This window comes from Paenibacillus terreus (genome assembly GCF_042138595.1).
Lineage (GTDB): Bacteria > Bacillota > Bacilli > Paenibacillales > Paenibacillaceae > Paenibacillus > Paenibacillus terreus.
Genome location: NZ_JBHIRX010000003.1, coordinates 93,410 through 108,380 on the forward strand (window position 1 = coordinate 93,410; position 14,971 = coordinate 108,380).

The following is a 14,971-nucleotide window of genomic DNA, read 5'->3' on the forward strand; positions in this document are numbered from 1 at the left end:
TTATTGTCCATAATTTTCTCCCTTGCTTTGGATCATTCCGTCGGTGTAAATATTAAAATCCTCCCATCGCTCATCCTTGGGAGACAAGATCAGATTTTCTGTAAAAGGCCATTCTATTTCAAAAGCCGGATCATTCCAGCGGACTCCCGACTCATAACTAGGAGTGTAATATTCACTGACCATGTAGTGTATACTTGTATTATCTGTAAGAGTGAGGTATCCATGGGCAAATCCCTTCGGGACGTACAGTGCCAAACGATTCTCCTCTGATAGTGTTAAACCATACCATTTACCAAAAGTGGAACTGTCTCTGTTAAGATCAATGATTACATCATAAATAGCCCCCTGAAAGCAAGAGACAATCTTGTCTTCGGAAAAGGGAGGGGCCTGAAAATGCATACCTCTAAGCGTACGGGCATAATGATTGAAAGCCACATTAGTTTGAACTACATCAAAATCAATCCCATATTCGACCATTGTTCCTTTACAGAAGCTTCTAGCAAAATACCCTCTGTTATCCTCAATTGGCTCCAACTCAATCACTGCCGCCTTATTTAAGGTCGTAGACTTTACCAGCATATTACTCTCCTTTAGTTGGTTGAAATAAAGTTATCTTATTGGTATATATTCCACTCAACTATCTTCTAATGTTAATATCTCCCCTGTATAACCAAGCTGCTGGAGCTGACTTTGTATTTGCCGCTTATGTGCATTGGCAAAGAGAATAATAGTGTCAAAACGGCCAACATCCTCTTCGGTTGGTTTCACAATAGGGATAGTTGCTATATGGTGGCCGTGTTTGGACTTATCACTGTCAAATAAAAGTTCGATTTGAACTTTGCCTTCTAGCATACCCAGGAAACAAGCCGATTCAGCTCCTGCCCCCCATGCTGCAACTTTAGCTTTGGGAGAGATTTGGGATATGATCCGGGCAAGTGCCGATTGTCTTTTATCACTAAATGTACTTCTCGACTTAGCCGGCTTCTTAACATACATTTCAAGAAGATTGGGGTCTGCCGCCTCCTGCACACATACTACATACATCCCTGCACGTTGAGCCATTACAACCAAACTGGTTACAGAGAAATATTGGATATGATCCGTACATAAGTTATAATATAATCGCTTCTCGATAATACGTTGACCATTAGGAACCTCCACAATCATTACACCATTCTCATTCAAGAGTTTGGCAGCTTGGGTAAACATACCCCCAGGTTGTTCGAGATGCTCCAAGACTTCAATTAAACTGATTACGTCAAAGCCGGATTCGAACTTCAACCCTGCATGAAAGTAATCATTTATAATTGAATAACCTTTTTCACGTGCATTATTAGCACTAGTAATGGAGGGCTCCACACCATAGACTTCGTCAAAATACTTTTTTGCTAATTCAAGATAGTGTCCGACACCGCAGCCGATATCCAAGAACCGCTCACATTTTGGTGCCAGCGTAGCCAGGCGCTCCATTTGTTGTTCCCGTGTTTTTTTGAAGCTTGCTCCCCAAAAAGAGCCCATCGAATAATCCTCATAATACTCTTCACTAATATGAGCTGGGATTTGTGTATGCCCGCATGCGGAACAATAGTATATTTCAAGATCACGAAGATTTAAATGATCCGAGTTGTAAACGCTCATTAGACTATGAGGAGCTCCCGCATATTTCTCCTCTAAAGCACTCTCTCGTCCGCAAATGGAGCACTTCATACTACTCACTCCTTTTCTTATTACCTGCCAGGAGAACTTGAAACATCTCTTTAACAAAAGACTCCAACTGATCTTTTGGTGTTAGGCTTGTATTGTCATATAAACTAGTAAACTCAAAACCTACCACTTGATCATCTCCTCTTGGTCGAGTAATGGAAACAGGCAAATCAAAAAGCTCTGTCCCAATCTTTTGAACTAGTTCAGCATATTGCAAAACGCTCATCGTCTCGTTACCATAAGCATGGAAAATGCGCTCTTTCGGCTTTCGCTCCAATATCCATAATAACTTCTTGCAAACATCGGATACTCCGACAAAATTGCGGAGCTGATTCCCGGAAGTCAAAAGTGTTATTGTATTCTTCTCTACCGCTTCTTTGCAAAACAAGAAGGGAATCAAATTCCAGCGTTTGAATTTTCCAAGTTCAGCAGGCACCCCAAAAAGGTTGGAAGGCCTTATGATCCACCCATTTACCTGGTTCGTTCGATCAAACATTTGAATAGTTTGTTCAGCAGTATAGTGAGCTAACCCATAATTACTACGAGGAGCGACAGATGTATTTTCTGTTAATATCCCTCCTTGAGCGCCGAAGACATGAAAACTAGAGAAATATATAAAGTCTCTAATATTATTGTTTTTGCAAAAATCAAGTGCAGCGTGGATTCCTGCCGCATTCTCTGATAGAGCACGAAGGGGATCTGTTGTATACAATCCTTCATTCGGAGAAACCGTGTGCACCATTGCGTCTATTTCACCAATATCCATCGAAGCCACTTCAGATGGTTTTGAAAAGTCCATGATAAAATCGGTGCCCGAATTCCTCGCAGCAGTAACTACCTTAAAGTTATTCACTTTCAACATCCGAGCCAAATGAAGCGCTATATAACCATTCGCGCCAGTAATTAGGACTGATTTTTGCTTCATGAAATTTCCCCATTAGTTTGTAATCGGAACATTAAAAAAGGATTGAGCCCACGGCTCATTAGTTTGCTTTACAGAATGTTGCCCAGTATCAGTATCACGATAATAGAGAGATCTAATCTCTAAATTTTTGTTTCTTAAAAGTGCTTGGTTACCGATGGTGGAATAATCCCCGACAATGCACTTACCTACCACTGTAGATTGTGGAGCCATAGCCACTCCCTTACCAAAAGAAGGATAGACCCCATCTATAGCTCCTACCGTACATCCTTGATAGCATACAAAAAAATCACTGTAAGATGCCTTGCCTAATACTACGCCACCGCCATGTACAATAAGAAAAATATTAGGCATTTCTGCATCATACATACATACTACCCCGTTTAGAGTTTTGTTCAGATAAAAAAGCTTGGAAGCTAATTCGGAATCCTCGAATTCCTTCCAGACCGAATTAGATAGAAACCATAAAAACAACGTGTACTGATCTGAATGGGTATGTGAGAAAAAGGTAGTCCCCTCATGATGGAACGATTTCAATGCCACATGACGAAAACAATATTCCGACCGCTCCATTGCCTGATAAAAAGACTTACGAAACTTGGTCTCCTTAGGTGAAAGGCGGCTATCCGGAAAAAAATGACTCAGTTGCTGAAAAACATAAGCCTGCAGTTCATCTATTGATAAGGTCAGCTTAAACATAATCAACTCCGGTGAATAATTATTGCCTTACATAAACTCAACTTACTAGTCATTCCATACCTTCCATGGCGCCTTTTGCTTCTCCCAAAGCTCATCAAGTGTGATCTTCTCCCTTAATGTATCCATAGGCTGCCAGAAGCCTTCATGGCGGTAAACGTTCAGTTCACCATCCCGTGCCAAATTTTGAAGTGGCTCTTGTTCTAGAATTGTAGTATCTCTATCCTGAATATAGTTGAACACCTGGGGCTCGCATACCATAAACCCCCCATTAATCCATCCCCCGTCCCCCCTAACCTTCTCCGCAAACCCCGTCACTCGTTCGCCCTCCAATTCCAGCCTGCCAAACCTTCCGTCAGGCTGAACAGCGGTTATTGTTGCAAGTTTATTGCTTTCTTTATGACAACGAACAAGTCGGTCAATATTGATATTTGCCAGTCCATCTCCATATGTCAGCATAAAAGGATTGTTACCCACATATGGCTCGATCCGTTTAATACGGCTCCCGGTCATTGTGTTTGACCCTGTCTCTACTAAAGTAACTTTCCAAGGTTCTACTGAATTTTTGTGAACTTCCACATTATTTCTAATAAAGTCATAAGTAACTGCTTCGGACATATGCCGGTAATAATTTGCAAAATACTCTTTGATGACATACCCCTTATAGCCTAAACAAATAATGAAGTCATGATAACCATAATAAGAGTAAGTTTTCATAATATGCCATAAAATTGGCGCTTCGCCTATTTCAATCATAGGTTTAGGTTTCAAATGGGATTCCTCACTGATTCTTGTTCCTCTACCACCTGCTAAAATGATAACCTTCATATCTGTTCACTTCCCTGTTTGAAATAATGCATAATAAACCACCATATTATCCCTTGAATCTTATTAGTTTTCTTAATAATTGCAAATCTGTTATTCTCCTTATATATACTATCGACAAAACACAAAAAATATTAAGAGTAATTTCCCTAGTGAAAGATCGTGGTCGAAAATTACATAAACAAAGAATACAGAGTTGCTGATAGCATCTGATTTAAAAACCAAAAAAAACCCTGGAATGAACATTCCAGGGTTTATGCTAGCGTTTTTCAATTGCTAACCATCTTACCAATTATGTAGGGCGGCTAAGCCGGATGATTATAATTTGACTACGTTAGCTGCTTGCGGTCCACGAGCGCCTTCAACGATGTCGAATTCAACGTCTTGTCCCTCTTCCAAGGTTTTGAAGCCTTCAGATTGGATTGCGGAGAAGTGTACGAATACGTCGCCACCTTCTGCAGTCTCGATGAACCCGTAACCTTTTTCTGCGTTGAACCATTTAACTTTACCTTGCATGCACTAACATTCCCTTCGTCATCAAATGAAGTGAGGCTCTCGCTCACAATTCCGACTATACCATCCAAGCTTATCCATTGTCAATTGGAAAAGAAAGTGTTTTTTTAGGAGTGTTTCTAATTACCAACTGTAACTACTTGGGGTAAAATCACACCATGAAGCTGCTTCCTCATCAATTATGCTTTACCCCATTTGCCAAGAATCGAAACATATCCAATCATATTTTTAATTTTTTTTCTCTTAATCTTCTTTAGGTCGCAATATAAGTAGGTGAGTTGGATTCTATACATTAAGTTCACTATACATAATTACTTAATAAACAATTTTAATAAGCTCGGTTATCTTTAACGTAATACTGACTAACCCATTCAGAAAAATTGATATCCTGCAATGATGGAGAAGCTGGTTTTAACTTTTTCAGCTCACTAAAGATTTGTTCGGCCTGTTCATGATCCTTGAGGTCTACGTAAAGCTTGAGTAATTCATATCCATTGGAAAAGCTTCGGTCCAGTTCATATGCCTGTAATGCATAATAAGTTGCATCACCAATTTGACCCATTTTTATCAAAATACTGCGTACAAGAGCATATATTTGCTTGTTATCCTCTTTAAACGTAGATTCAATAATCACATCGAGGGCCACCTCAGCAAATCCCTGTCGAAACAGTTTCTCGGCTATAATATATCTCAAGCCAGGATGATTGCTGCTGTTAATAAGATCTTCTAGAGCAACAAAATGGTTTAATCTAATAATGTCTTCGCAAAGGTTGCCCCAGTGAGTTTTTAGCTCCTTTGATATCGGTGCATCATTCAGCTTTGCCCCTACCACTATGCCTTCCCACCATTTCCATTCCTTGCCTCGAATGTTAAACAGATGTTTATATTGCTTCAAGAGTGTCATTTTTTTTTGCAAAAAGCTTAACAACAGTAAATCTCTAAAGTGGTATTCTTGAACTCCTTGCGCATGACTCCATAACTCTTCCGATTTGGATAAATCTCCTTCTAGTGTGCCTAACCAAGCTTGAACCTCTTGAGGAATATCTATATCATAACAATTTATCAGGTCAAGTGTTCCTGGATGACGTATACTGTACAGGTATATCACAAATTGTTCTATTCTTTTCACGCTGTCAAGAGGCCATATTTTCATTAAAGCGTCGACAAATTCTTTTCCCTTCAAATGTGGAAATAGATCAGTAAACAACTTGGTGAAAAACATCAAATCAGGGCCCTCTTTAACTCCGAGGAAAAAATGCTTTTTCGCCAGTTCAATGTTTCCATTGCGTAAATAGAGTTCCGTTAGCTTTCCATGTGCCAGATAAGATCCTAATCCTTCATAATGATTAAATTCTGTTCGACTGCTTTCTTCCCCGATCTCCAAACACTTCTGAAAACATTGTTCCGCATCCTTTTCATAACGAAGATGTTCATAGATGAGACCCACTCGATATTGAAAATCAGCACTATTGGAGTATAAAAGCGCACTATCCTGACCGACCTGGAGAGCTTCTGGGTATCGGTTCAGCTCCATAAGGCTTTTTATAATAAAGGTTAGGATTCTTTGTGCATAAGAAAGGTGTTGCCCCATTGAATAGGCTTTTTTTAGTACACCTAAGGCTTTTTCATGCATACCTTCCAAGGAGTATTGAACACCTAAGTTAAAATAGTTGAATGCATTTGGATGTTTCTGCACCTCTGCCTGGATAATTTTCATATTCCGGTCATTCTTATGTTTTTCCTTAACAACATTTTCCAAATAACCATCATGGTATATTATGGAGTCATGGAGACCGAATTGAAGATTCTTATGTTTTAGAAGATCAATTTGCTCATGAAGAGCGCCTACATACCGAAGTTGAGGATCATTTCTGAATAACCGGACAAATTGATGCATCTCCGCCGTTCCGAACCCAAGTTCATTTCTAATACGTACAAAATAATAATCTTTGTCCAGGGGTTCGGACAAGTATTCAATCCCTTTACCTATATATTCATCGGCATCTAAATGTAAGATATAATCACCTGTCGCATAGTTCAGTCCAAAATTTCTTGCCTCAGCAAAATTATTTGTCCATTCAAAATAGTAGATTTTGTCGGTATACTTCCTGGCAATTTCAACTGTATGATCGGTTGATCCCGTATCCACAATGATAATTTCACTAACTACTCCCTTAATACTTTCCAGGCAGCGTTCGAGACATCGTTCCTCGTTTTTAACTATCATACAAAGCGATATAGTAGGTTTTGTCATATGGCTGGCTCCAATACTATTTTATTAATGCTTCTAATCTCAGTTTTGCTGGAGTAAACCCATACTCTCCACTCTGTTCGTAGTGGTAAACAGCCAGTTCTCTACTGGCCGTAAGCTCATAATATAAACCGAGATTGTAGTGCGCCTTATATGAACCCACTCCCCGTGTGGTCTCATACTTTCTTGGATCCGGTTCTCCCAATTGAAGACAGGCGTTAAAAATACGGGGAATATTCGGAAACCACTGAATATTTTTAGCTTCAATTATCCCGGATCCGTACATATAGTATAAATCGGTATAATCCGGATATTTTTCTAGAGCAAAATGTATAAAATCCAAAAATTTATCCCATACTTCCAATTTCATTAATACTTTTGATATGTGGTGCAGTAAGGTACTGTAATAGGGGGGATAAGGAGTGTTTATCAACTCATGAGCTTGAATATAGAATTTATAAGCCATACTCCAATCCTTTGCTTGTTCATATGTCCGTCCTAATTGAAATAAGACATACGGATCATTAGGACGGTTATTTAGTTCGCTAAAGAGTATTTTTACATTTCTTTTTATTTTATCCTTAAGGTGAACATCAGCCGCACTATAACCAAAATGATTCAACTCAATGGATGAATTCAAGGAAACACACGGCTTTCCGTTATACAATAATTGTTCATGAATTCGACCATGGAATTGATACCCGGGTTCGTTGGGAAACAATCTTGTGATCCATGAGGAAACTGTTCCTTGTTCGGTAATATTATTAATTTGTACTCTCGCAGCTGATCCTTTAATTCCCCTTAAGCTTTGGCATGCGAATTGTAAAGAGTGCTCATCCGTATCCAGCATCTCGTCAGCATCCATAATTAATATAAATGGATTGCTCGCCTTCCGTATGCTGTCATTTCTCGCTTCGGCAAAATGATCACCCCAAATGCGTGAATATACTACTCCTCCTGCTTTCTGTGCTAAGGTAACTGTTAAATCCGTGGAATTATGATCAACTACAATTACCTCATCAACCATTTTTTTTGCTGAAGAAACGGCTTGTTCAATATATTTCTCCTCATTTTTAACTATTAGGCATGCACTGACTTTATATTTAGACATAACATAACCACCTTATGAACAGAACAGGTGTCCATCACTGGACACCTGCCATAGGAATAATGGGTTAATTATAGGTAAAGCCGCCCGAAAGCACAATCTCCTGATTATCCGGGTTGACTACTTTAATGTCTACCGGACCGGGAACCGAAGAAGCTGGTACTCTAATCAGAATCTGTGAAGCACTATAAAATGTAGATGGAGCAAGAACATTATTCACGTATACTTTCGAAGCGCTTGTGAAATAGGTTCCATACACATTAATGATAAAACCACCTGAGACAGAGCCGTTATTCGGTGTAACCGATGTAATCGTTGGGCCTGGCTTCGGAGCAGGGGCCGTATAAGTAAAACCTCCTGTTGCAACAGCATACTGACCATCATTTTCATTCACGACCTTCACATCGACCGGTCCGGTAATGCTTGATGCGGGTACCCTCGCTCTTACGTCCATAGCACTATAGAATGTTGTAGCTACCGCTGCATTGTTAATATACACTTTTGTGCTTGAATTATAATTAGCTCCATTGATTACAAGAATGTCTCCACCTGTATTAACTGCCGAATTTGGCGTTATGGATGTAATGGTTGGAGGTGGTCCTAAAATATATTTAAGCCCTCCACTCAAGATTCCACTTTGGCCATCCGGATTCGTAACTGTAACATCCACTGAATCAGGACTAGCCCATGACGGAGTTTTAATCGCTAACTGAGTGGCGCTCATAAAAGTCACGGGTACATCGACAGTACCTAATTTAACTTTTGCTCCATAGATAAAATTGCTGCCTGTCAAGCTTACAATTGTACCGCCTGTTAGTGGTACTTCCTGAGGAGACAGAGAACTTACGACTGGAGCTGGCGGTGGCGGTGGTAAAATATAATTGTAAGCGCTGGCCAATTTCCCCGCCTGGTTATCTGGGTTAACCGCTTTTACATCAACTGCTTCCGCTTTGGACCATTGAGGTGTCTTCACAATAATGGTCGTTGAGTTATAGAACGTCGAGGATAAAACTGTATCATTGAAATAAATTTTGGTGCCTGTTTCAAAGTTTTGACCTGTCAATGTAATCAACTGCCCGCCAGTTGTTTCTCCTTCGGCTGGACTTACTGACGTAATGACAGGGGCAGCTTTTGGAGGAGGAGCAAGGAACGTATAGCCGTCAGTCAATGTAACTGTCTGATTGTCCGGATTGACGATCTTTACATCCACCTTTTCCGCAGTTGCCCACGCAGGCGTACGGATAATCAACTGAGATTTGCTATTGAACGTGGCAGCAACAGAAGTGTTGTCCAAGTAAACTTTAGCTCCTGAAACAAAGTTGGAACCATTAATGTATACTATAGTACCTCCTGCTTGTTCACCACTGTTCGGTGTAATACCGCTAATAATCGGAGCGGGATCCGGTGCAGGAAGTTCAAAGGTATACCCTTTTTCCAGAACAGCTTTTTGACCATCCGGATTAGTTACAATGATATCGACAGACTCTGCTGTGCTCCAAGCCGGTGTCCTGAACTGCAGTTGGGATGCAGACATGAACGTTGCCGCTACCTCCTTTGTTCCTAATTGCAGCTTGGCTCCGTTGATAAAATTGCTGCCTTGAATGGATACTACAGTTCCGCCGCTAATCAGACCTTTATTAGGTGTAAGTGAGGCGATTGTAGGGGCCGGTAAAGGGATGTAGGAATAAGCATTCTCTGCAACAGCAGATTGGTTATCAGAATTTACAATCTTCAAACTAACCGTTTCCGCCGTCGCCCATGCCGGCATTTTCACATACACAAGAGTCTTGCTCGAATATGTTGAAGATGCTGTCACATCCTTATCGTTCACATACACCTTTAACCCGCTAATAAATTCAGAACCTGTAATGGCTACCACATTCCCTCCTGCCTGTGGACCCGAGTTTGGAGACACGCTTGTAATCTTAGGGGCTGCAGGTGGCGGAGGTGTCAGATAGGTGTAAGCATCGGTCAGTGCCGTCTCTTGCCCGTAAGGATCTACGACTCTTACATCGACTTTTTCGGCAGCAGTCCATTTAGGCGTCGTAAACTTGATTTCAGTAGCCGTTATGGAACTAGGTGTTACTTGAGTTTTGTCCAGATAAACTTTTACGCCTGACGTAAAATTGGTTCCTTTAAGCGTCACCGCCGTTCCCCCTGCAAGCGGTCCCTCAACTGGAGCAATTGAGGTTAGGGTTGGGGATGTCGGCAACAGATAAGTAAATCCATCCGGTACAGTGGCTTCCTTCCCATCAGGGTTCACTAATTTGACATCTAGCGTTTCTCCCTTGGTCCAAGACGGAGTTCTAATTATCATTTCGTTACTGTTGGTAAAGGTGGTAAGAGTAATCAAAGTATTATCGAAGTAGACTTTTGCCCCGTTAACAAAATCAGAACCTTTAATAAAAACAAGAGTTCCACCAGCTACTGGCCCCTCACCAGGAGTAACCGTTGTAATTTTAGGAGCAGGATATTCATAGGTATATCCATTTGCAAGCTCTGCGGATTGCCCGTCCGGATTCACTACTTTCACTTTAACCGGACTGGCCATCGTCCATTTTGGAGTAATCAGTTTCAATGTTGTCGATGATACAAAACTGGCAGGCACTTCAGTGGTATCAAAGTAAACTTTGGCACCATTCAACAGCTTGCTTCCGGTCAAGGTGACACTATCTCCACCGGTTGTTAGTCCTTTATTAGGCGTCAACTCGGTTATAGCAGGACCGGTTACGTAAGTATAGGCACCTGCTGCTGTTACCTCAGTATTGTCAGGATTGACCACTTTCACATCAACTGTCTTCTCTTCGGTGGATGCTGGAGCTTTAACTACAATTTTTGTTGATGTAACAGAGACATTCGTCGCCTCTTGGCCTCCAAATAGAACTTTAGCGCCAGTCATAAAATAATTGCCCTGAATGGTCACATCGTTGCCGCCAGCTTGAGGACCCAGGTTCGGGGTTACCGAAGTAATCACAGGATTGACATAGTAGCGGTATTGAGCTGTTGCAAATTGCCCGTCAGTATTGGTGACTTTGAGGTCAACCATTCCTTGGGCGCCTGCCGGGGCCGTCACAATCAGTTTTGTAGAATCAACATACTGAACGGAACCAGCCGGTTTGGTTCCAAACATTACAGATGGATTCGGCAGGAAGTGAGTACCGTTAATTACAACGGTTTCTCCTCCTTGAATGGTACCGTTATCTTTATCTACTGACGTGATCGTTGGGGCAGCATATGACACAGTTATGGTCGGATTGGCAGCATTAAATTCATGCGCTACATTCATGTAATCGTTGTATTTAACATTGATATCCTTTTCACCAACTGGAATAATGCCAACCTTAGCTCCCGTTTTATGACGAATTTTGTACTTGAAGGTGAGTGCTTCTTTCTTCAGCTCGTTAAATTTCCAAGTCAAGGTATTCCCAACCACGGTTGGTTGTGGTATGTTATCTTTGTAAGAATCAGGTACTATTTCGAAATTTGAAGAAATTTGGTCAGTAACAACAACATTGTAAGCGCTCGCTAATCCAATTTCTTCTACAATAGCTTCATAAATCTCGGCCAAGCCAACAGAACCAAGCACAAAGTGGTGATGCTGGGCTGTAGTCGCCATTTCCTTCATTAAAGTGTTAGGAGCACTTGTATCCGGATTTTCATCAGGAAGCAATAATGCGATGGTATAGAAAACAACGCCCTCAGTCTTGGCAGAGTTAGCTTGCTCTAATGCTACCTGACGTGCATAGGATTCCGGGCCGGGTTCGGTAGCTTGACCATCCGTCATAAGAACAATAACTGGCTGAGCGTCTTCTCTATGAGCCTTAAGAAGTTCTTGGGCTTTAGCAACCGCGGCTTTGGTTCCAGTGCCTCCACTCGCTTGGATAGTGTCAATATAGCTTTTTAACTCTTCTGGATTTGCTGATAAATCCTTATACCTTACATCACTCGAAAAATCGACTATCCCTACTCTATGTTTACTAAAATCCACTAAATCAATAAAGCCCTTTGCCGCTTCTTTGGCATTTTTCATCTTGTCTTCACCTTTATTAGGTGCATAACTAGGACTCATGCTGCCTGAACGGTCAATTATTAAAATAATATCATTGGGTTTTACCACAGTTACATCCGGTGATCCCTGGACATTTAAAGTAACTTCCGTCTCTTCTCCTTCGATGATCTTGGCAGGGTTAACCACTTTCGTTACCCGCACAGTCTCACCAGCAGCTTTAACGGATCCAGCACCAGGGAATTGTGCGATCAGCAAAAGGGTGACCAATAACATATATAAAAATCTTGGCTTCCTAGTCATTGAATCCTCCTACTTATTTGGTTTTTATTATTTTCTGAAATCCATAAAAAAAGCGCCTGCATCATAGCTGTTTGACAACGTATTGTAATGATTTGCTGCGCGCTTTTTCTTTCCATACAAAAACATTTCCTGGCTGAGCGATTCTTTTTCCGCTACAATGAAACGAATGATTTGCTCGTGCATTTTCTGAATTTCCCGCAGTCCTGTCTTCTCCTCTTCCGTTAACTCCCATGAGTCTAGTTTTATATATAATTGATCCAACATAGACTCATGTTTTTGGAATTCGTCAAAACGAGGATTATCTAATATCGTTTTATAAATCATTAGAATTTCATGTACAGGATTCCCGGTTATGGCGTCACTATTAGGTAAGGACATGCTTTTCACCTGTTTTTAATGAAAGAATCGCTTTTTTCCAGGTATCAGCCATTCCCCGGGCAAAATCCAAAACATCATCCAACATCTGCTCTTGTCTCTTAATCATAAACTCGGCAACATATTGGCTATAGAACTCATACAGTTGTCGCATCGGTTTTGCAATCTCGTAGTCCATATTCAGCGTAATCATTAACTCACTTAATATTGCACGGACCTTGTGCAGAGCATTATTCATGTTTTCAAACTGTTGTTGAGAATATAACCGTTTTGCCAAAAGCAATGATTTCACCATTTCCTGATACAACAACAACGTCAGTTCTCCAGGGCTGGCCGTCTCGACTTGAACTTTTAAATATTGCTGTTGAATAGCGTTTTGCATTGTTACCTCTCTCCATCATTCGTTTTATTGTTGTAGCGAACCTTTTAAATCAACCCAGCATAGATGAGAATGCGGAACTTTGGCTGTTAAGCTTCTGAAGAGCTTGTTCCATAGCCGCAAACTGCTTATAATAACGGTTCTCGATATCCTGTAGCTTTATTTTCCAGGTCGATGCCTGTTCATTCAGTTCCTTGAGCTGCTTTCCTATTACACTATCGTCCTCAGTTTCCAGTGAACTTGACGCACCTATTTTATCCTTTATGGCATCCATCTGATCATTTATCGTATTATATATTCGGTCTGCAATACCCAAGTTGGTTTTCCCAGCTACTTCAGTTGTTGAAGAGGTACCAACAAACAACTGTTTGACTTCGTCAAAATTGTTATTGATGGCATCCTGTAATTTAGCTTCATCAATTTCCAATTTTCCGTTCTCAGTATATGCCGACTTTACAGTAATGCCGATTTGAGAAAGCATGGAAATTTGCCCCTGAGGAACGTTTAAAGGTGTATTTAACCCCGTCCGCATTGAAAATAATGTATCCTTTAACACGGAATCATTATAGAGGGTCCCCTCTCTGGCTTTTTTCTCCCATGTCTCAATCTGACTTTCGGACATTTGTTCTCTTTGTGCATCCGTGAGCGGTTCATAATCACGGTTTCGCTTTGTTGTTGTAGAAGTGGTGAAGGTATCGATTAAGGAATTATACTGTTCTACGAAAGATTTAATGTTATCAACAATACCACTCCGATCGGTTACTGCTCCAATGGTGGCTTCTCCGGCCCCTTTCAAAGTTACCTGAGTACCATTAATAGATACAGTGTTTGAAGACGAAGTCAGCTGTGTACCGTTAACAGAATAGACTGCATCCTTACCTATAGCGTTAGTGGTGGTTAAATTGAATAGACTCGTGAACTCCGCTCCTGAAACTGATACAGATGAAGAAGCGCCTGACGTAGTGGAAGTCAAATACAAGTTTCCACTGTTGCTGTCAAAGCTCGCCCTTACTCCAGTGGCTGAAGAGTTGGTATTTATAGATTTGATTATTGAATCAATGGTGGAGGTGCCTGCAGTAAAGCTAATATCAGCACTGCCTTTAGCCCCTGTAATGGTTACATTTCCGCTAACGGACACCGCTTCCGAAGTTGATGCCGTTACTTTGCCGCCGATCAATGTAGCTGATGTTGCCAGACTATCTACCTTTACAGTATTTGAGCCTGTACTGGATCCACTGGAAACTACGTCTAAGACAGAAGTATTGGAGGAGGCTGCCTTTACTTTTTCAAAATTACTTTCAAAACGCAGTTGATTGACCGTATTACGAAAAGATAACAATTTGGTGTTCATGGTCTGATAATCTTCCCGTTTCCATAAAGCCAATTGCTTCGTCTTAAGTATTTTGTCCAGAGGTAGCCTTTCGGCAGTCATAAGCTTCTGAACAATACTTTCTGTATCCAGCGCCCCACTAAATCCTGTTAAACGGGTTGGTGATATGCTTGCCACACATTTTCCCTCCTTACATTTTTTCGTCCAGGAAAATCCCTGCTTTCCTGCTGATGTTATACATCATGTCCAGCATTTTTTCGCTTGGAATCTCCCTGACTATCTCATTTGAGTCATCTTTAAGTACGACGACCATGATTGTATTGGTTTTCTCATGAACTTTAACTTGAATATGTGTTCCGCTCTCTTCAAGTTTTGTATTCACTTGGTCCACAAGTTCGGAAATTGTATGTTTTTGCTGCTCTTTTGCTGAGCCCCCTATTGCTTCTTCTAATGAATCTTCACTCGCAAGACTTTTAAACCATGGCACTAAGGACGTCGCTGAAGAATTCGGATCAACCCTCATCTTAGAACCCCCTACTTATTGATTAAAGGTTTATAA

General features: G+C 40.9%; 13 protein-coding genes. All 13 read right to left on the minus strand.

Annotated elements, in window-relative coordinates; all coding sequences use genetic code 11:
• Positions 1-579, minus strand: a complete 579-nt coding sequence (gene rfbC, locus ACE5KN_RS07360) for a dTDP-4-dehydrorhamnose 3,5-epimerase (protein ID WP_375525943.1) — start codon at positions 577-579, stop codon at positions 1-3.
• Positions 580-633: 54 nt separating this feature from the next.
• Positions 634-1,707, minus strand: coding sequence for a class I SAM-dependent methyltransferase (locus ACE5KN_RS07365; protein WP_375525942.1), 1,074 nt, complete (start codon positions 1,705-1,707; stop codon positions 634-636).
• A gap of 1 nt (position 1,708) precedes the next feature.
• On the minus strand, positions 1,709-2,629 hold the full coding sequence (locus tag ACE5KN_RS07370) for an NAD-dependent epimerase/dehydratase family protein (protein WP_375525941.1): 921 nt from the start codon (positions 2,627-2,629) through the stop codon (positions 1,709-1,711).
• Positions 2,630-2,641: 12 nt separating this feature from the next.
• Positions 2,642-3,325 (minus strand): LbetaH domain-containing protein, encoded by a 684-nt coding sequence (locus ACE5KN_RS07375; RefSeq protein WP_375525940.1) that lies wholly within the window; start codon positions 3,323-3,325, stop codon positions 2,642-2,644.
• A 45-nt stretch (positions 3,326-3,370) separates the two neighbouring features.
• Positions 3,371-4,150, minus strand: coding sequence for a glucose-1-phosphate cytidylyltransferase (rfbF, locus tag ACE5KN_RS07380; RefSeq protein WP_375525939.1), 780 nt, complete (start codon positions 4,148-4,150; stop codon positions 3,371-3,373).
• A gap of 315 nt (positions 4,151-4,465) precedes the next feature.
• Positions 4,466-4,663, minus strand: a complete 198-nt coding sequence (locus ACE5KN_RS07385) for a cold shock domain-containing protein (RefSeq protein WP_375525938.1) — start codon at positions 4,661-4,663, stop codon at positions 4,466-4,468.
• Between the two features lie 325 nt (positions 4,664-4,988).
• Positions 4,989-6,914: a glycosyltransferase gene (locus tag ACE5KN_RS07390; protein WP_375525937.1), complete on the minus strand. Its 1,926-nt coding sequence runs from the start codon at positions 6,912-6,914 to the stop codon at positions 4,989-4,991.
• Between the two features lie 16 nt (positions 6,915-6,930).
• The gene (locus tag ACE5KN_RS07395; RefSeq protein WP_375525936.1) at positions 6,931-8,022 is read right to left on the minus strand and encodes a tetratricopeptide repeat-containing glycosyltransferase family 2 protein; all 1,092 of its coding nucleotides are present in this window, start codon (positions 8,020-8,022) and stop codon (positions 6,931-6,933) included.
• A 64-nt stretch (positions 8,023-8,086) separates the two neighbouring features.
• Entirely contained in the window at positions 8,087-12,328 is a 4,242-nt protein-coding gene (locus tag ACE5KN_RS07400; protein ID WP_375525935.1) for an IPT/TIG domain-containing protein, read from the minus strand.
• Positions 12,329-12,355: 27 nt separating this feature from the next.
• Positions 12,356-12,706 (minus strand): hypothetical protein, encoded by a 351-nt coding sequence (locus ACE5KN_RS07405; RefSeq protein WP_375525934.1) that lies wholly within the window; start codon positions 12,704-12,706, stop codon positions 12,356-12,358.
• Entirely contained in the window at positions 12,693-13,085 is a 393-nt protein-coding gene (gene fliS / locus ACE5KN_RS07410) for a flagellar export chaperone FliS (RefSeq protein WP_375525933.1), read from the minus strand. Before fliS ends, ACE5KN_RS07405 begins: the two co-directional genes overlap by 14 nt.
• Positions 13,086-13,134: 49 nt before the next feature.
• Entirely contained in the window at positions 13,135-14,589 is a 1,455-nt protein-coding gene (gene fliD / locus ACE5KN_RS07415; protein WP_375525932.1) for a flagellar filament capping protein FliD, read from the minus strand.
• Positions 14,590-14,602: 13 nt separating this feature from the next.
• On the minus strand, positions 14,603-14,935 hold the full coding sequence (locus ACE5KN_RS07420; protein WP_375525931.1) for a flagellar protein FlaG: 333 nt from the start codon (positions 14,933-14,935) through the stop codon (positions 14,603-14,605).
• Between the last annotated feature and the right edge of the window lie 36 nt (positions 14,936-14,971).